Source organism: Nocardia sp. NBC_01377 (assembly GCF_045040005.1).
Taxonomy (GTDB): domain Bacteria; phylum Actinomycetota; class Actinomycetes; order Mycobacteriales; family Mycobacteriaceae; genus Nocardia; species Nocardia noduli.
Map to the genome: position 1 here is coordinate 900,803 of NZ_CP109566.1, position 17,372 is coordinate 918,174.

15 protein-coding genes and 1 pseudogene are annotated in these 17,372 nt (G+C 69.4%); 12 read left to right on the forward strand and 4 right to left on the reverse strand.

Features of this window, described 5'->3' with window-relative positions:
• Window positions 1-70 precede the first annotated feature (70 nt).
• Window positions 71-250: a hypothetical protein gene (locus OG225_RS04190; protein ID WP_405180473.1), complete on the forward strand. Its 180-nt coding sequence runs from the start codon at window positions 71-73 to the stop codon at window positions 248-250.
• An 84-nt stretch (window positions 251-334) separates the two neighbouring features.
• On the opposite strand, the gene OG225_RS04195 is transcribed toward OG225_RS04190, so the two are convergent.
• Complete coding sequence (locus OG225_RS04195) at window positions 335-994, reverse strand: NrtR DNA-binding winged helix domain-containing protein (RefSeq protein ID WP_405183191.1); 660 nt, start codon at window positions 992-994, stop codon at window positions 335-337.
• A gap of 186 nt (window positions 995-1,180) precedes the next feature.
• Between OG225_RS04195 and nadA the strand changes: the two genes are divergently transcribed.
• The 3 genes from nadA (at window position 1,181) to nadC (ending at window position 5,039) form a co-directional block, all read left to right on the forward strand.
• Entirely contained in the window at window positions 1,181-2,224 is a 1,044-nt protein-coding gene (gene nadA, locus OG225_RS04200; RefSeq protein WP_405183192.1) for a quinolinate synthase NadA, read from the forward strand.
• Window positions 2,225-2,341: 117 nt separating this feature from the next.
• Window positions 2,342-4,045, forward strand: coding sequence for an L-aspartate oxidase (locus tag OG225_RS04205; protein ID WP_405180474.1), 1,704 nt, complete (start codon window positions 2,342-2,344; stop codon window positions 4,043-4,045).
• A 133-nt stretch (window positions 4,046-4,178) separates the two neighbouring features.
• Window positions 4,179-5,039 carry a carboxylating nicotinate-nucleotide diphosphorylase gene (gene nadC, locus OG225_RS04210; RefSeq protein ID WP_405180475.1) on the forward strand — a complete coding sequence of 287 codons (861 nt, stop codon included), beginning with the start codon at window positions 4,179-4,181 and terminating at the stop codon, window positions 5,037-5,039.
• A gap of 248 nt (window positions 5,040-5,287) precedes the next feature.
• On the opposite strand, the gene OG225_RS04215 is transcribed toward nadC, so the two are convergent.
• Together OG225_RS04215 and OG225_RS04220 are read right to left on the reverse strand one after the other, a co-directional pair.
• The gene (locus OG225_RS04215) at window positions 5,288-6,469 is read right to left on the reverse strand and encodes a winged helix DNA-binding domain-containing protein (RefSeq protein ID WP_405180476.1); all 1,182 of its coding nucleotides are present in this window, start codon (window positions 6,467-6,469) and stop codon (window positions 5,288-5,290) included.
• 57 nt (window positions 6,470-6,526) lie between these two features.
• Window positions 6,527-7,021 (reverse strand): tellurite resistance TerB family protein, encoded by a 495-nt coding sequence (locus tag OG225_RS04220; protein ID WP_405180477.1) that lies wholly within the window; start codon window positions 7,019-7,021, stop codon window positions 6,527-6,529.
• Between the two features lie 182 nt (window positions 7,022-7,203).
• Between OG225_RS04220 and OG225_RS04225 the strand changes: the two genes are divergently transcribed.
• The 4 genes and pseudogenes from OG225_RS04225 to OG225_RS04240 all read left to right on the forward strand — a co-directional run bounded on the left by OG225_RS04225 (window position 7,204) and on the right by OG225_RS04240 (window position 12,573).
• Entirely contained in the window at window positions 7,204-8,205 is a 1,002-nt protein-coding gene (locus tag OG225_RS04225; protein WP_405180478.1) for an alpha/beta hydrolase family protein, read from the forward strand.
• A 64-nt stretch (window positions 8,206-8,269) separates the two neighbouring features.
• Window positions 8,270-9,127, forward strand: a complete 858-nt coding sequence (locus tag OG225_RS04230; RefSeq protein WP_405180479.1) for an arylamine N-acetyltransferase — start codon at window positions 8,270-8,272, stop codon at window positions 9,125-9,127.
• 68 nt (window positions 9,128-9,195) lie between these two features.
• Window positions 9,196-10,788 (forward strand): annotated as a pseudogene (locus OG225_RS04235) (penicillin-binding transpeptidase domain-containing protein).
• A gap of 162 nt (window positions 10,789-10,950) precedes the next feature.
• Entirely contained in the window at window positions 10,951-12,573 is a 1,623-nt protein-coding gene (locus OG225_RS04240) for a serine/threonine-protein kinase (RefSeq protein WP_216909172.1), read from the forward strand.
• A gap of 95 nt (window positions 12,574-12,668) precedes the next feature.
• On the opposite strand, the gene OG225_RS04245 is transcribed toward OG225_RS04240, so the two are convergent.
• Entirely contained in the window at window positions 12,669-13,250 is a 582-nt protein-coding gene (locus OG225_RS04245; RefSeq protein WP_216909174.1) for a TerD family protein, read from the reverse strand.
• Window positions 13,251-13,579: 329 nt separating this feature from the next.
• Between OG225_RS04245 and hisD the strand changes: the two genes are divergently transcribed.
• Genes hisD through hisH form a run of 4 tightly spaced genes read left to right on the forward strand, consistent with a single transcriptional unit; the run spans window position 13,580 to window position 17,307 of the window.
• A complete protein-coding gene (gene hisD / locus OG225_RS04250) occupies window positions 13,580-14,917 on the forward strand; it encodes a histidinol dehydrogenase (protein WP_405180480.1) in 1,338 nt (445 codons plus the stop codon).
• Window positions 14,914-16,041 (forward strand): histidinol-phosphate transaminase, encoded by a 1,128-nt coding sequence (locus OG225_RS04255; RefSeq protein WP_405180481.1) that lies wholly within the window; start codon window positions 14,914-14,916, stop codon window positions 16,039-16,041. The genes hisD and OG225_RS04255 overlap by 4 nt, the downstream gene beginning before the upstream one ends.
• A gap of 19 nt (window positions 16,042-16,060) precedes the next feature.
• Complete coding sequence (hisB, locus tag OG225_RS04260) at window positions 16,061-16,675, forward strand: imidazoleglycerol-phosphate dehydratase HisB (RefSeq protein WP_405180482.1); 615 nt, start codon at window positions 16,061-16,063, stop codon at window positions 16,673-16,675.
• A complete protein-coding gene (gene hisH, locus OG225_RS04265; RefSeq protein ID WP_405180483.1) occupies window positions 16,672-17,307 on the forward strand; it encodes an imidazole glycerol phosphate synthase subunit HisH in 636 nt (211 codons plus the stop codon). The genes hisB and hisH overlap by 4 nt, the downstream gene beginning before the upstream one ends.
• The last annotated feature ends 65 nt before the right edge of the window (window positions 17,308-17,372 follow it).

A 17,372-nucleotide genomic window follows, 5' to 3' on the forward strand; every position in this document is an offset into this window, starting at 1 on the left:
GTAGTCGCCGTGGCGTGTTCCGTGAAGACACGGTCGGGGGAGCATCGATCGTGGAGAGGGGGTGTCGTCGATGAAAGCCGAGACGCGTGCCGTGCCCGAACCGGGTGCCGCCCAGCGCGACGAGCGACCGGATCTGGCCGCGTGGCGTCGGCGTCACGCGCTGCGGCAGAGCAGTGCCGCGCAGCCGGTCCGCAACGAGCGGAAGTATCGGCGCGGCGCCAAACATCGCAAACGGTCGATGGATTCCTGACGAAACGGTCACGCAGCCCACGGTGTCCGAACGGTCGCGAGATCGCCGGGAGGCATCTCGAATCGGCCGGTCTCACACGGTGATTCAGGTCGGTGGACGCAGTGCGGCGAACTCGTCGGTGACGCGGATTCCCGAGTCACTGAAACGGTAGAGGGCGGCGGGACGTCCCCCCGCGCGCCCGGGGGCGGCGGTGGCTCCGGTGGGCGTGATGACCTTGCGCCGGGTCAGGACCCGCTGGAGGTTGGTGGTGTCGACGTCGTAACCCAGTGCGGCGCAATAGATCGCGCGCAGTGTCGACATCGTGAACGTCGACGGGGCAAGGGCGAAGGCGATATTGGTGTAGGAGAGTTTGGCGGCGAGCCGGGTTCTGGCGTGTTCCACGACGGTGCCGTGGTCGAAGGACATGGTCGGCAGGGCCGAGACCGGATGCCAGGTGGTGTCGGCGGGGAGCTCGGGGTCGATGGTGAGGGGAACGAGCCCGAGGTAGGCCGAGGCGATGCGGCGCGGCGCGGGGACCCGGTCGGGGGCGCTGAACACCGCGAGTTGTTCGAGGTGGGCCAGTTCGCGCACGTCGACCTTCTCGGCGAGTTGACGCCGGGCAGAGATGTCGAGTTCCTCGTCGTCGCGGAGTCTGCCGCCGGGTAGCGACCAGGTGTCCTTCTGCGGGTCGAGGGCGCGCTCCCACAGCAGCACGGCCAATTCTGTTCGCTGATCGGGTCCGCACGGGGCGAACGCGGCCTCCATTATCTCGACGGCCTCGACAACGCCGCTACCTGCGGTGATGTCCTTCGAGAATCGACGAACCTGGAACACCGCGGTGAGCGTTTCATGGATGGTGCTACTATGGGCCACGTTTTCGATTGTAAGTCGAAAACCTGGTTTGGTGCGAATTACGGCGAAGAGGCCAGCCGCACGAGGAAGGGAGCCATCATGGCGACAATGGGTGCACAGCTCGCGCCTGCGCTGATGGAACAGGTGGTCGACGGACCATCGGGATTCACCGGTGTCGACGCGACACCGCAGTGGGCGGAAGAGGTCAAGCGGCTTGCGCGTGCGCGCAACGCGACGATCCTCGCGCACAACTACCAGCTGCCCGAGATCCAGGACGTGGCCGATCACGTCGGCGACTCGCTGGCGCTGTCCCGGATCGCGGCCGAGGCCGCCGAGGACACCATCGTGTTCTGCGGCGTGCACTTCATGGCCGAGACGGCGAAGATCCTCAGCCCGGAGAAAACCGTCCTCATCCCGGATCAGCGGGCGGGCTGCTCACTGGCGGATTCGATCACCGCCGACGAACTGCGCGCGTGGAAAGCCGAATTCCCGAACGCCATGGTCGTGTCGTACGTGAACACCACGGCCGAGGTGAAGGCGCTCACCGACATCTGCTGCACATCGTCGAACGCGGTCGACGTCGTCGCCTCCATCGACCCCGATCGCGAGGTGCTGTTCCTACCGGACCAGTTCCTCGGCGCGCACGTCAAACGCGTCACCGGGCGCGAGAACATACACATCTGGGCGGGCGAATGCCACGTCCACGCGGGCATCAACGGCGACGAGCTCACCGAGCAGGCGCGCGCGCACCCCGACGCCGAACTGTTCGTGCACCCCGAATGCGGTTGCGCGACGTCGGCGCTGTACCTGGCGGGCGAGGGTTCCTTCCCGGCCGACCGGGTGCACATCCTCTCGACCGGCGGCATGATCGACGCGGCCAAGGCGGCCAAGTCGAGCCAGGTGCTCGTCGCCACCGAGGTCGGCATGCTGCACCAGTTGCGCAAGGCCGCGCCCGGGATCGACTTCAAGGCCGTCAACGATCGCGCCTCCTGCAAGTACATGAAGATGATCACCCCGGCCGCGCTGCTGCGCTGCCTGGTCGAGGGCGCCGACGAAGTGCACGTCGACCTGGAAACCGCCGCTCGCGGCCGTAGCTCGGTGCAACGGATGATCGAGATCGGCAATCCCGGCGGGGGCGAGTGACGGCCCTTCCGGGCGCAGGGCGCGCGCGGACCCGAGGGTCGGCGCGCGCGTGATCTATGGAGGCCGCCGCTGGGCGGCCGCCGGGCCGGGTGGGCCCGGAGCGAGAGGCGTGGAGAGATGACGGCTCCGGTATCGATCGAGTGGGAAGCCGCCGCCGATCTCGTGGTGATCGGCGGCGGTGTCGCCGGTCTGACAGCGGCGCGCACGGCGTCACTGCACGGGGCGCGGGTGCTGGTGCTCAGCAAGGGCGGACCCACCGATACGTCGACCCAGTACGCCCAGGGCGGTATCGCCGTGGTGGCGCCGCAAGAGGATTCGATCGAATCCCACGTCCTCGACACCGTCGAGGCGGGCGCGGGCCTGTGCGAAGTGGAGGCGGTGCGCTCCATCGTCTCCGGCGGTCAGGACGCGGTCGCCGCGCTGACCGATCTCGGCGCGGTCTTCGATCTCGGCCGCGACGGCCAGATCTCGCGTACCCGCGAGGGCGGGCACAGCACCCGCAGGATCATCCACGCCGGTGGTGACGCCACCGGCGCGGAGGTGCAGCGCGCGCTCAACGCGGCCGGACTGCCCGTGCTGTTCGGCGCGGCCGCCTGCGAGGTGGTGACCGGGCCGACCGGGGTGCGCGGGGTGATCGCGGTGTCGGAGCGGGGTTTCGGTGTCGTGCACACCCCGGCGGTACTGCTCGCGACCGGCGGTCTCGGTCAGCTGTACGCGCTGAGCACCAACCCCTCCGGCGCGACGGCGGACGGGATCGCGCTCGCGCTGTGGGCCGGGGCCGCGGTCGCGGACCTGGAATTCGTGCAGTTCCATCCCACCGTGCTCTACACCCCCGGCGGCACCGGACGGCGTCCGCTGATCAGCGAGGCGGTGCGCGGCGAAGGCGCGATACTGGTCGACTCCGCGGGGGATTCGGTCACCGCGGGCGTGCATCCACGGGGCGATCTCGCCCCGCGCGATGTGGTCTCTCGGGCCATCGCCGCGCGCATGCGCGAACTCGGCACCGATCACGTCTATCTCGACGGCCGCGCGATCGACGGATTCGTCGAACGCTTCCCGACCATCACCGCCAGCTGTCGCGCCGCGGGGCTGGATCCGCGCGTCGATCTCATCCCGGTCGCCCCCGCCGCGCACTATCAGTGCGGCGGCGTGGTCACCGATCCGCACGGCCGCACCGGGGTTCCCGGCCTGTACGCGGCGGGCGAAGTGGCGCGGACCGGACTGCACGGCGCGAACCGGTTGGCCTCCAACAGTCTGCTCGAAGGTCTCGTCGTCGGTGAGCGGGTCGGTGCGGCGGTCGCCGAGCGCAGGGATATGCCCGCCGAGGTGACCGAGATCAGAACCCGGACCATGCCGAGGGTGGCGCGCGCGGCCCTGCAACAGGTGATGACGGCCCACGCGTCGGTGGTCAGGGACCGCGACGGTCTCGACGAGGCGAACGCGCGCCTGGAACGCGCTGTCCTGCGCAGTATGTCGACACGTTTCACCCAGTCGATACGCAACGCGACGGGCGATTCCGCCGCGGTGTCACCGGAGGCGTTGGCCGCCCAGCGCATCGCCGATATCGAAGACGGGGCGCTCACCCTGACGGCGCGCGTCCTGCTGCTCGCCGCGGCGGCCCGCACCGAGAGTAGGGGCTGCCACACCCGCTCCGACCATCCCGCGTCGGATCCGGCACTGCGGCACAGTATTCCGATCCGCCTGGACAGCGACGGACATCCCGACGTGCGTCCGATGGCGGGCGCTCCCGAGGGTCCGCTGCTGGCGACCCGGCTCGCCGCCGATCCGGACGCGCCGGAACTGTCGATCGCGGTGCCGTGAGCACGGCGATCGGACAGCGCTTCCGGCTGGATCGACGGGTTTCGGACCATCGGACGACCGACGCTCGGGCGTGCCGCGCCGAGCCGTCCCCACCGCAGATTCGCTTCGGCGAGAACACGTTAGGAGTGCACCCATGACGCTCGATACCGCGTTGAACCAGGACGAAGTGGTCGCGCTGATCCGCACCGCGCTCGATGAGGATCTGCGCTACGGACCCGATATCACCACCGTGGCGACGGTGCCCGCCGACGCGGTGGTCAAGGCGTCGATGGTGTCGCGGCAGCCGGGGATCGTCGCGGGACTCGACGTCGGGTTGCTCGTGCTGGACGAGGTGATCGGCGTGGGCAACTACGAGATCACCGATCGGGTCGCCGATGGCACCCGGGTGGGGGCAGGCGGTGCGGTACTCGGCCTCGTCGCGCCGACGCGGGCGTTGCTCACCGCCGAGCGCACCATGCTCAATCTGGTCTGTCACCTGTCCGGGATCGCCACCGCGACCGCCGCCTGGGTCGAAGAGGTCGAAGGCACCCACTGCCGCATCCGCGACAGCCGCAAGACACTGCCCGGCCTGCGCGCCCTCCAGAAATACGCGGTCCGGGTCGGCGGCGGTGTCAATCACCGGATGGGACTCGGCGACGCCGCGCTGATCAAGGACAACCACGTGTTCGCCGCGGGTTCGGTGGTCGACGCGCTGCGGGCGGTGCGCGAACTGGCCCCCGATATCGCGTGCGAAGTGGAGGTCGACAGCCTGGAACAGCTCGACGCCGTACTCGCCGAGAACGTAGAACTGGTTCTGCTGGACAATTTCCCGCTCTGGCAGACCCAGGCCGCCGTCCAGCGCCGCAATGCCGTCGCGCCGGACACCAAGCTCGAATCCTCGGGAGGGCTGAGCATCGAGGTCGCCGCCGACTACGCGCGCACCGGCGTCGACTACCTCGCCGTCGGCGCGCTCACCCATTCGGTGCGGGTACTCGACCTCGGATTGGACATGTAGGTCGCCGATCAGCGCGCCGCGAGTTCTCACGGGCCGGGGCCGCCTGCCCCACGGTGGGGCCGGTGATCAGCAACAGCAGATCGGTGATATCGCCCGCTGTGTCCCACCGACCACCGGGTGCTGCTGTTCATCCCTGTCGCGAGATGGAGCGCGGGTATTCGAGGCGTTGGCGACATCCGGATACGCCGACATCACGATCGCCCAGGTTCGACCCACGGAGCCGAGATTCGCGCGCGCCGGTCCCACCGTCAGGCGGTCAGCTCACGTTCCAGCGGAGTCCGGAAGCGCGGAATCGCACGGATATCGCCGTACCAGGCCGCCGTCTTCGCGACCTCCCGCTCGATCAGCGCCACGTGCTCGGACCCGACATCCTCGAGCAGACGGTGGACGATCTCGCCGTCCTTGCGCTGCGCCCACCCGCCGACGATCCGGCCGTCGCACCAGATGCTCGGACCGATATTGCCGTTGCGGTCGAAGAGTGCGGGCGCGTGCGGGCCCAGGTACCAGCCGCGCGCCTGCCAGCCCATGGGGGTCGGGTCGAGTGCGGGCAGCAGTGCCGCCCAGGGTTGTTCCGGTGTGGCCACGGGATCGATGTCCTCGGCGAGCAGGACGCCGACGGTGCCGTCGAGGTCGACCTCGACGAGATCGAGTTCGGCCAGGGTTGCCCGGACTTCGCCGAGAGTCCACCCGGTCCACCATTTGATGTCGGAGACCGGTGCGGGTCCGAAGGCGTACAACCATTTCCGCACCAACTCGGCGCGCGCCTGCTCGACCGACAGCGCCGCCACCCCGTCGGGGAGCCAGGATTCGACGGGAGCCCAGCTGTACTGGCTGCTCGTCCAGCTTCCGTTCGGCCGCCCGCGCACGATGCGGCCTTCGCACCCGAGTGTCACCAGCACCCACGTGGTGATATTGGTCGGCCGCGAATAGGCCTTGTCCGGGGCCGCGTTCACCTGGGTGCGCAACCTGGGGACGTCCTTGGACAACTGGGCACCCGTCGCGAGCCCCCGCGCGAGCAGTGCCGCGTGCGTCTCGGCCTCCACCTCGGCCAGCCACGTCGACACATCGCCGTCGATCACGCCCGCCTGTTCGATATAGCGGCCGTAGGTGCGACGTTGCTTGTGCGCGAGCGCGTTCGCGCAGGACGCCTGCAACGCGGGGACCAGCTCGACGGGCGCGACGAACATGGTGCGCCGCATGGCCAGCATCCGGACCAGCGCGCGGTCGTCGTAGAGCGCCTTCTCGAGATGCGCGGGGGTGGCGGCGTGCGAGCGCGCACCGACCGAGAGGTACACGGTCGCGGGATCGGTCGCGTGCAACACCACCAGTGACCGGACGACGTCCGCGACGTCGTCGGTGCGCGAATCGTTCGCGAGCCGGTGCCGCACGGCCAGTCTTGCCCGCCGTTCGGCGGCGTCGATCGAACGCATGGGCGGCATGATAGCCGTGTGGTCCGACAGGTACGCGTGACTACCGGTCGGCGCCGGTCAGAGCCCGAACTGGCGCCGGTCGACCCGCAATGCCTGGCACGCCTCACGGACGGCGGCGACCTCGGCCTGGTCGAAATCGCCGTCGGCGTTGCCGATCAGGATGCCGATCTGTACCACCGCCTCCGCCTCGGTCGACTTCCCGGCGACCTTGGCGATCTGTTGCAGGACGTGGGCGCGTCCGAAGGCGGCGTCGGCGACGAGGCGATTGCAGTTGTCCTCGAACAGTTGCCGCAATTCGTCGGCGGAGAAATTCGACAGCGCGGGTTCGGTGCCGATCAGTCCGGCCACCCGCATCCGCTCGTTCGATTCGATCGAACCGTCGGCGGCGGCGACCAGGGCACACATCCCCATCGCCGCGTCACGGAAGGCGCCGCCGCGCAATTCGTTCTTCTTGGACAGCAACTGCTTGCGCCACTGCGGGGCCTTGTCGACCACGTCCATCAACCGGCCGAAGGTGTGCGCGTTGGACACGATTTTGTTCAAGAAGGCCATGTGCTCTGCTCCCCGGAAAGTGGGTCGGGACCGGCGCAAACGGCGGTCGGGACTCCGTATCGACATCGGCACGCTAGCAGAAGGACATCCGGCCCGCGCGCTTCGATTATCGGCCCGTATTCGACCGGTGTTAATGCTTCGAGCCGGACCGGATCACCGTGCCACCGTGGGATCATTCGGTGATGAGGCGTGGACGCGGATTGCTGGTCGTGTGCTGTGTACTGTGGGGGGCTTTCACGGCGAGCGGCCTCACCGCGTCACCTGCTGCGGCCGAACCCGTCTGCGAGGCCGGGGTGGACGTACGCCCCGTGACGGTCACCGTGGACGGCGAGGAGGCGACCGGCCGGGTGTACGAGCCCTACCGGTGCGTTCCCGGCGATCTGCCGCCGGAGCAGCTGGCGATCGCGGTACACGGGCACACCGGCACCTCGGCCGACTATTCCGCGTATGTCACCTCGATCGCGCACCGCACCGAAACCCCGTTCCTGGCCATGGATCTGCGCAACGACACCGGTGTCTGGCGGACCGGCGACTGGAACCTGTGGGCGGGATGGCGCGATATCGTCGCCTCGACCCTGTGGTATCGGGCCGAGCATCCGGGGATCACGCGGACGGTGCTGTGGGGCTGGAGCCAGGGCGGAATCATGAGCGGGCTGGCCGTCGCGCACGCACCGCGCGGGCTGTTCGACTACTGGGTCGACAATTACGGCCCCGGCGACGATTTCACGATGTGGGCCGCGGGCGGGCTCGTCGATCCCGACCTGCCCGGCCAGATCGAGCGCGACGCCGGAGGGTGCACGCCGATCGTCTGCCCGCAGGCCTACGTCGAACGGTCGCCCGCGCTGCTCGCGGGGCGGATGGATATGCGGCGCGCGTTCCTCGTGCACGGCATCGCGGACACGGTGGTCCCCTACGTGACCAGTGTCGAGATGCGCGCGGCCCTGCTCGCCGCGGGGAAGCCGACCTCGATGTACACCGTCGTGACCGGCCGCGACCTGAACGGCGCGATCGTGCCCGGCGATCACAGCATCGGTCCCGCCTTCTTCGAGGGCGGCTGCGTGGTGGAACGGCTGCTGCTCGGCACCGAACCCGCCGACGGTCCCGACCGCGATTACCTCGTCGACGTGGCGAGCGGAACCGTCACCGCGCCCGGCGCCCCGCAGGGCGCGAAATGCGCGGCATGAGCGCGGAACAGTTCCGGGGGCGGCGTGGTTCTCCATAGGGGGTGAGCACGTCGAGGAGGACACGGTGACGGATCCGGCATATCGGTGGGACGGTGCGGCCATCGATCTCGACGCCTATCTGGCGCGGATCGGCTTCGACGGCGAGCGCGCGCCGACCTCGGCGACCTTGCGCCGACTGGTGTACCTGCACACCACGACGATCCCGTTCGAGAACCTCGAGATCATCCTCGGGCGCACGATCCCGCTCGATCCACCGGCGCTACAGGACAAATTGATCGGGCGCCGTCGCGGCGGGTACTGCTACGAGAACGTCGGAATCTTCGCGGCTGTGCTCGAACGGCTCGGTTTCGGTGTGACCGGCGTGAGCGGACGGGTCACCATGGGCGCCACCGAGGGCCTGCGCCCCGCCACCCACGCGCTGCTGCGCGTCACCACCGCCGACGACGATCGCGTGTGGATGGTCGACGTCGGATTCGGGGCGGGCCCGCTCGAGCCCTACGAATTGGTCCCGAGCGCGGGGGAATTCACGCTGGGCCGGTGGTGCTTCCGACTGGAACGCCGGGTCGGCGAACTGGACACCGAACTCTGGGCGCTGCACCAGTTCGGCCGTGACGGCTGGCTGGAGCGCTACACCTTCGGCACCCAACCGCAGTACCGCATCGATTTCGAGGTCGGCAATCATTTCGTCTCGACCGCGCCGCGGTCGCCGTTCACCACGCGGCCCTTCGTGCAGCGTTTCCTGCCCGACGTGCACTACGTCATCGACGGCACGACCATGACCACCGAATATCCGGACGGTTCCGGCGACACCCGCGAACTCGAACTCGCCGAACTCCCGAAAGTCCTGTCGGAGATCTTCGATATCGATCTGGACGAGGCGGACGCGGCGAAGCTGTCCGAGGGCGGATGGCTGCTCCGCTGACGAATTCGCCGGAATCGCGCTTTCCGACCTGACCTGCGGGTGACCGCGCTCCCGATACAGTCGGCCGGGTGCGTACCCAACGGAAGCTCTTCGCCCTGTTCGCCGCACCCGCGCTGGTTCTCCTCGGCTGCGGTTCCGGTCCCGACCAGCCGCAGACCGTCGCCGGGGATTTCGCCGATGCGCTGACCCGCGCCGATATCGCCGCGGCCGCCGCGCTGACCGACGATCCCGCCGCGGCGATATCGGCACTGGACCAGCTCTACGACGGTCTCGGCAAACAGGTGGAATTCCAGGTCGACTCGACCGACGACGACGAATTCACCCCGGCCGCCACCTGGAAATTCGGCAAAGGCGCGGCGGGGGGAGTGGAATTACACCGCCACCGGGACCGCGCGGGACCGCGACGGCTGGAAGATCCACTGGGATCCGGCGACGATCGCCCCGGGACTGGCGATGGGTCCGCTCGAATACAGCCCGCTCGCCCCGGCTCCCGCCCGGATGCTGGATTCCGCGGGCGGCGAATTGATGACCCAGCAGGTGGTGACGCTGGTGAACTGGCCGCCATCCGCGGCGTCACCCTCGCCCCGCAGACCCGATTGCTGACCACCGACAAGGCGCTGTCCTCGCCGACGCTGTCGGGTCTGGCCGACCTGTGGCAGTCCACCACCGACGCGGCGACGGGCTGGTCGGTTCATCCGGTGAATCCCGATGTGTCCGGACGCGTCGCGGGCGGGGATCCGCGCCCGACCCCCGACATCCGGACCACCCTCGATCCCGCGATACAGCGCGACGCCGAAGCCGCGCTCGACGCGATCGCACAGCCCGCCGCCGTCGTGGCGCTGCGGCCATCCACCGGCGCTGTCGTCGCGATGGCGCAGAACGCGGCGGCCGACGCGCAGGGACCGATCGCGCTCACCGGCCTGTACCCGCCGGGGTCGACCTTCAAGACCGTGACGGTCTCGGCCGCGATGCAGGCGGGCGAGGTCACGCCGGACACCGGGCTGCCGTGCCCCGGCGTGGCCGATATCGAAGGGCGCCGCATCCCCAACGACGACAATTTCGATCTCGGTCCGGTCGCGTTGCACACGGCGTTCGCCCGCTCCTGCAACACGACGATGGCGGCGCTCGGTGTGGGTTTGCCGCCGGACGGGCTGACGACCGCGGCCGCGCAGCTGGGTCTCGGCGTCGACTTCGTCACGCCGGGCCTGACCACGGTGACCGGCAAGGTGCCGACCGCGGACACCCCGGCCATGCGCGTGGAGTCGAGTATCGGTCAAGGCCGGGTGACAGCGTCGCCGTTCGGTATGGCGCTCGTCGCGGCCTCCATCGCGCGCGGATCGGTGCCCGCGCCGGTGCTGGTCGCCGGTCAGCCGGGCGTCGCCGACCGGACACCGCAACCTCTCCCGCCCGCGACCGCCGAACAGATCGAGACGATGATGCGCGAAACCGTGACAGGTGGCACCGCGACGCAGCTCGGCGACATCCCCGGCCTGCTCGGCAAGACGGGCACGGCCGAATACGGCGACAACACCCACGCGCACGGCTGGTTCGTCGGCATCGACGCCTCGGCGGATCTCGCGTTCGCCGTTTTCGTCGCCGACGCGGGGAGTTCGGCGCCCGCGGTGGAGGCCGCCGGACGCATGTTGCGCGCGCCGCGCTAACGTGGCGCGGCAGCGCGCCGGACACCGTGTGGCAGTAAACGCACAGCGTGGTCACCGCCTGTGACGGCCCTCCGCCGGAGCGGCCGGAAATACTTCCGTGCTGACGCATGGCTCGGCCCATAAGCCAGCTACACTCGTCGGCGGGCCGCGTACGCGGTCAATATGCGGGATGTCACGATTTCGAGAAGGTTCGGAGTAGGCGCCATCGATACCGGTCAGTTGATCGCGGAGCATTACCGCCTGGTCGAGCGGATTGGTAGCGGCGGCACAGGCGTTGTTTGGCGTGCCGTCGACGAACGACTGCAACGCTCGGTCGCGGTCAAGCAGATCCACATCAAGGCGAGCCTGCCGGAGTCCGAACGCGACGTGGTGCGTCAGCGCGCCATCCGCGAGGCGCGGAACGCGGCACGGTTCCAGCATCCGAACGCGATCGTGGTCTTCGACATCACCGAGCACGACGGCGATCCGTGCCTGGTGATGGAATTCATGAAGTCCAAGAGCCTGGCGGCCGTGCTGTCCGCGCAGGGCACGCTGCCGTTGACGCAGGTATCGCGTATCGGCGAGCAGGTGGCCTCGGCGCTGATCTCGGCGCACCAGGCGGGTATCGTGCACCGCGACGTGAAACCGGGCAACATCCTGCTCGACGACAACGGCACCGTGAAGATCACCGACTTCGGCATCTCACGCGCCACCGGTGACGTGACGCTCACCGAGACCGGCCTGATCTGCGGCACCGCCGCCTATCTCGCGCCCGAGGTGGCGCGCGGCGCGGACCCCACCCCGGCCGCCGACGTGTTCGCGCTCGGCGCGACGCTGTTCCACGCGCTGGAGGGTGAACCGCCCTACGGCGCGAGCGCCAACCCGCTCGCGGTGCTCTACGCCGCGGCCAACGGTCAGGTGAGCGAACCGCGAAACGCGGGCGCCGCCACCGATTTCCTGTTGCAACTGCTCGATCCGGAACCCGAGCACCGGCCGACCATGCGTACGGCACGCGAACATCTCGCCGCGCTGGCGGATTCCGGGACCGCGCCCGTGCACGCCGGATTCGTCCCCGCCAGTGAGGCTTTCGCGCGCAGGCAGCGCGGGCACGAGGAGGCGGCGACCCGCGCGCTGCGATCCTCGCCGGTCGCCCCGCCGCCGCATCAGCCCGCCGAATGGCACAACCGGCCGACACCGCATCCGACTCGCGGTGGCACGCATCCGAATACGATGGCGCACCCGCGCACCCAGGCCCAGCCGCGTCCACAGCCGCCGCGTAAATCCGGCGGTAAGCGCGGGGCCGTGCTGATCGGCGGCGCGGTCGGCGCCGTGATCGCCGTGGTCGCGATCGTGATCGTCGCGATGAGCCAGTCCGGTTCCGACACTCCCGCGCCGCAGGCCGCTCCACCGTCGGCGTCGACATCGTCGGCCGGTCCCACCACGCAGGCCGCCGTCGCGCAACTCGGCAAGACGCCGAGCGTCGGCGCCGTCGATCTGGGTCCGGCGGCCGAGCTGATCGTCGATTTCTACAGCAATCCGGCGGGTTCCTGGTCGTCGCTGACCCCGGCGGCGCAGAAGCAGTACGGCAGCGAACAGGCGTATCGGGAGTACTGGGGATCACGCACCATCGACACGTTCGCCGGCGTCAACGGCAGTAACCGCGGCACCTACGCGGACGGTTCGCTCGATATCAGGCTGGCCCAGCTGACCATGGACGGGCAGACCACCTCGATGGTGTTGCACGTCGTCGCCGGTAGCGGCGGCAGACTGCTGATCGACAGCGAGACTCGACCGACGGTGGCCTAGCACCACGGCGTTCGATCGGGAGTTCGGGACGGAAGGAACGCGGGACCGACGGCGAAGTCGCCTGCGTCGATACCCGCGCGGTCTACCGGATCCGATCAGGCCATCGCGAAACGCAGCAGGTTCTGCTTGTCGCCCTGCTTGACCTTGCCCTTGCGGTTGAGAACCTCGAGTTGCCAGACCGGGCCGTTGCGGAACGCCCGCGCGACCGCGTTGGCGTTCTCGTTGCCGAGCAGCGAGGGCCAGATATCGGCGACCTGCTGGCTGCTGCCGCCGGAGGCGTCGTAGACCTTGAACGAGATGTTGTTGGCCTTCTCGAAGGAACTGCCCTTCTTGAAGGCCACCGCGACGAAGATGATGGCGTCGATACCGCCGGGCACATCGGCGAACGTGACGGTGACGGTCTCGTCGTCGCCGACGGCCGCGCCGGTCTGCTCGTCGCCGGAGTGCAGCACCGAGCCGTTGCCGAGCGGATCGAGCGAGTCCAGGCCGGCGAACCGGACCGGTTCCGCGCCCTGCATCAGGATGGCGATGAGGTCGAGATCGACCCCCTTCTTCCTGCGTGCCCACCCGAGTGCGCCACCGCTGGTACCCGCCGACGGATCCCAGCTCACCCCGACACTCAGTTTGGTGATGCCGGCGAGATCCGCGGCGCCGTCTTCTTTCTTGAGCGTGATCATGGCATCAGACTACCGGCCTTGCCGAATACCCGTGGGGCACACCATTATCGCTGGTCAACAGCCGAACGGGGACGATTTTCGGCACTCGGAACCGGCCGGGGGCGAAGGAATATCGGTCGACGCGCGCCCGCGCCGAAGACCTGTCGCCGACCCGATCGGGCGGGCGCGCGCGGGCATCGACGGCCCGGCGTCCGCGCGAGCGCGCCCGCCCCGGCTGAGATCCAGGTCACCGCGGCGTCGCGCGGTGAGACCGGGCCGGAAACCCGGTTGATGCCGACCATTAGGCTGGTACCGGACAAAGCCCAGCACAGACAGGACAGCCGACCGATATGACATCCCGCATCGAGCTCGCCCGCGTCGATCTGCGCGGTCGCACTCCTTCCGCTGCCGAGCTGCGCACCGCGCTGCCGCGCGGGGGAGTCGACGTGGACTCGGTGCTGCCCCATGTGCGCCCGGTGGTCGAGGCCATCCGGGATCGCGGTGTCGCGGCGGCGCTCGAATTCAGCGAGCGGTTCGACGGGGTGGTCCCGGCCTCGGTCCGGGTTCCGGCCGCCGAGTTGGCGCGAGCACTCGACGAACTCGAACCGGCGGTGCGCGCCGCGCTCGAGGTCGCGATCGAGCGGACCCGCAAGGTGCACGCCGACCAGCGGCGCACCGACACGGTCACCGAAGTGGTGCCCGGCGGCGTCGTCACCGAGCGGTGGGTGCCGGTGGAGCGCGTCGGGCTGTACGTGCCCGGCGGAAACGCCGTCTATCCCTCCAGCGTCGTGATGAACGTGGTGCCCGCCCAGGCCGCCGGTGTCGAATCCCTGGTCGTCGCCTCGCCGCCGCAGGCACAGTTCGGCGGGCTGCCCCATCCGACGATCCTCGCCGCCGCTCGGCTGCTCGGTGTCGAGGAGGTGTGGGCGGTCGGTGGCGCGCAGGCGGTCGCGCTGCTCGCCTACGGCGGCACCGATACCGACGGCGCCGGGCTGGAACCGGTCGACCTGATCACCGGACCGGGCAATATCTACGTGACCGCCGCCAAGCGGCTGTGCCGAGGACTGGTCGGCATCGACGCCGAGGCGGGCCCGACCGAGATCGCGATCCTGGCCGACGCCACCGCCGATCCGGTACACGTCGCGGCCGACCTGATCAGCCAGGCCGAACACGATGTCCTCGCCGCCAGCGTGCTCGTCACCGACAGCGCGGAACTCGCCGACGCCGTCGACGCCGCGCTCAGCGCGCAGATGACCGTGGTCGAACACGCCGCCCGGGTGCGTGAGGCGCTGACCGGCGCGCAGTCCGGCACCGTCCTCGTCGACGATATCGATCAGGGCCTGCGCGTGGTCAACGCCTACGCGGCCGAACACCTCGAGATCCAGACCGTCGACGCGTCCGCCGTGGCGGCGCGGGTGCGCAGCGCGGGCGCGATCTTCGTCGGCGCGTTCGCGCCGGTCAGCCTCGGCGACTACTGCGCGGGGTCCAACCACGTCCTGCCGACCGCGGGCTGTGCGCGGCATTCCTCCGGGCTCAGCGTGCAGACCTTCCTGCGCGGCATCCACGTGGTCGAGTACACCGAGGCGGCGCTGAAGGATGTCGCCGGGCACGTGGTTGCACTGGCCACGGCCGAGGATCTGCCCGCGCACGGCCAGGCCGTCACGGCGCGTTTCGAGGCGCTGTCATGAGCGCGACCGCTCCGGGCTCGGCCATCGGACTCGACGATCTGCCGCTGCGCGAGAACCTGCGCGGCAAGAAACCCTACGGCGCACCGCAATTGACGGTGCCGGTGCAGCTGAACACGAACGAGAACCCGCACCCGCCGACCCGCGCGCTCATCGATGACGTCGCCGAATCCATTCGCACCGCCGCCGCCGACCTGCACCGCTATCCGGATCGGGACGCGGTGGCGCTACGCGCCGATCTGGCCGCCTACCTCAGCGAGCAGACCGGCGTCACCGTCGACACCGTCAACGTGTGGGCGGCCAACGGATCCAACGAGATCCTGCAACAGCTGTTGCAGGCCTTCGGCGGACCGGGTCGCAGCGCGCTGGGTTTCGTGCCCTCCTATTCGATGCACCCGATCATCTCCGAGGGCATCGACACCGAATGGGTGGAGGCCGAGCGCAGCGCCGATTTCTCCCTCGATATCGACTACGCGGTGGCCGTCATCGCCGAACGTCGTCCCGACGTGGTGTTCGTGACCAGCCCGAACAATCCCACCGGGCACAGCATTCCGGCCGCCGACCTGGTCCGCCTGCTCGAGGCGGCGCCGGGCATCGTGGTCGTCGACGAGGCGTACGGCGAGTTCTCCGCCGAGCCGAGCGCGCTCGCGCTGATCGACCGATTCGCGGCGAAGCTGGTGGTCACCCGCACGATGAGCAAGGCGTTCGCCTTCGCGGGCGGACGCCTCGGATACCTGGTCGCCGCGCCCGCCGTCATCGACGCGCTGCTGCTGGTGCGCCTGCCCTACCACCTGTCGGTGGTCACCCAGGCCGCCGCCCGCGCCGCGCTGCGCCATGCCGACGAGACCTTGGGCAGTGTTGCCGAATTGGCCGCCCAGCGCGATCGCGTCGCCGCGGCACTGACCGAACAGGGCTACGACGTGGTGCCCAGCGACGCCAACTTCGTGCTCTTCGGCCGGTTCGCCGACGCGCCGCGCGCTTGGCAGCGCTACCTGGACGACGGTGTCCTGATCCGCGACGTCGGGATCACCGGCTATCTGCGCGCCACCATCGGCCTCGTCGCCGAGAACGACGAATTCCTGCGCGTCAGCGCGAAACTGGCCGCGACCGAACTGGTCCCACGATGAATCTCAGCGAGGTGACAGCATGAGCAGGACCGCGCGGGTCGAACGCGTGACCAAGGAATCCAGCATTCTGGTCGAACTGGATCTGGACGGCACCGGCAAGACCGAGATCTCCACGGGCATCCCCTTCTACGATCACATGCTCACCGCGCTCGGCGCGCACGCGAGTTTCGATCTGACGGTGCGCGCGCAGGGCGATATCGAGATCGAGGCGCATCACACCGTCGAGGACACCGCGATCGTCTTCGGACAGGCCCTCGGACAGGCGCTGGGCGACAAATCGGGAATCCGCCGTTTCGGCGACGCCTTCATCCCGATGGACGAAACCCTCGCGCACGCCGCGGTCGACGTCTCCGGGCGGCCCTACTGCGTGCACACCGGCGAACCGGATCACCTGCTGCACACGGTGATTCCGGGTGCCGCGCCCGGCGCGCCGTATTCCACCGTGCTCAACCGCCACGTCTTCGAGTCGATCGCGCTCAACGCCCGCATCGCGCTGCACGTGCGGGTGCTCTACGGCCGCGACCAGCATCACGTCACCGAAGCCGAATTCAAGGCTGTGGCACGGGCGCTGCGCGCCGCCGTCGAACCGGACCCGCGCGTGCACGGCGTGCCGTCGACGAAGGGAACGCTGTGAGCACAACAACCGTCGCGCTGCTCGACTACGGTTCCGGCAATCTGCATTCCGCCGAGCGCGCGCTGGTGCGCGCGGGCGCGACCGTCGAGGTGACGGCCGATCCCGAGATCGCCTTGGCCGCGGACGGTTTGGTCGTTCCCGGCGTCGGCGCGTTCGAGGCGTGTATGGCCGGTCTGCGTGCCGTGCGCGGTGAACGCATCATCGGCCAGCGCCTGGCGGGCGGTCGTCCGGTACTCGGCATCTGCGTCGGCATGCAGATCCTGTTCGAGCGCGGCGTGGAATTCGGCGTGGAGACCGACGGGTGCGCCGAATGGCCCGGCACCGTCGAACGCCTCTCCGCCCCGGTACTGCCCCATATGGGCTGGAACACCGTCTCGGCCCCCACCGACAGCACCCTGTTCGCCGGAATGGACCGCGACACCCGCTTCTACTTCGTGCACTCCTATGCCGCCCAGACCTGGGACCTGCCCCCGAGCGAACATTTCGCCAACCCGCGCCTCACCTGGGCCGAACACGGCGTCCCGTTCCTCGCCGCCGTCGAGAACGGCGCGTTGTCCGCGACCCAGTTCCACCCCGAGAAGTCGGGCGACGCGGGCGCACAACTTCTCCGCAACTGGGTCGCCTCCCTGTAATCGCCGCGATACCCGCCGGTTCGGCAGGGTTGTTCGCGTACCCGGAGGTCGTACGGGTACGCGAT

Bases quoted from the DNA above. Each gene is read 5' to 3' on its own strand.
- OG225_RS04190 (WP_405180473.1), top strand. From the start codon at position 71: ATGAAAGCCGAGACGCGTGCCGTGCCCGAACCGGGTGCCGCCCAGCGC.
- hisD (WP_405180480.1), top strand. From the start codon at position 13,580: ATGACATCCCGCATCGAGCTCGCCCGCGTCGATCTGCGCGGTCGCACT.
- OG225_RS04225 (WP_405180478.1), top strand. From the start codon at position 7,204: ATGAGGCGTGGACGCGGATTGCTGGTCGTGTGCTGTGTACTGTGGGGG.
- OG225_RS04215 (WP_405180476.1), bottom strand. From the start codon at position 6,469: ATGCGTTCGATCGACGCCGCCGAACGGCGGGCAAGACTGGCCGTGCGG.
- OG225_RS04195 (WP_405183191.1), bottom strand. From the start codon at position 994: ATGGAGGCCGCGTTCGCCCCGTGCGGACCCGATCAGCGAACAGAATTG.
- OG225_RS04240 (WP_216909172.1), top strand. From the start codon at position 10,951: ATGCGGGATGTCACGATTTCGAGAAGGTTCGGAGTAGGCGCCATCGAT.
- nadC (WP_405180475.1), top strand. From the start codon at position 4,179: ATGACGCTCGATACCGCGTTGAACCAGGACGAAGTGGTCGCGCTGATC.
- OG225_RS04255 (WP_405180481.1), top strand. From the start codon at position 14,914: ATGAGCGCGACCGCTCCGGGCTCGGCCATCGGACTCGACGATCTGCCG.
- OG225_RS04205 (WP_405180474.1), top strand. From the start codon at position 2,342: ATGACGGCTCCGGTATCGATCGAGTGGGAAGCCGCCGCCGATCTCGTG.
- hisB (WP_405180482.1), top strand. From the start codon at position 16,061: ATGAGCAGGACCGCGCGGGTCGAACGCGTGACCAAGGAATCCAGCATT.
- nadA (WP_405183192.1), top strand. From the start codon at position 1,181: ATGGCGACAATGGGTGCACAGCTCGCGCCTGCGCTGATGGAACAGGTG.
- OG225_RS04245 (WP_216909174.1), bottom strand. From the start codon at position 13,250: ATGATCACGCTCAAGAAAGAAGACGGCGCCGCGGATCTCGCCGGCATC.
- OG225_RS04220 (WP_405180477.1), bottom strand. From the start codon at position 7,021: ATGGCCTTCTTGAACAAAATCGTGTCCAACGCGCACACCTTCGGCCGG.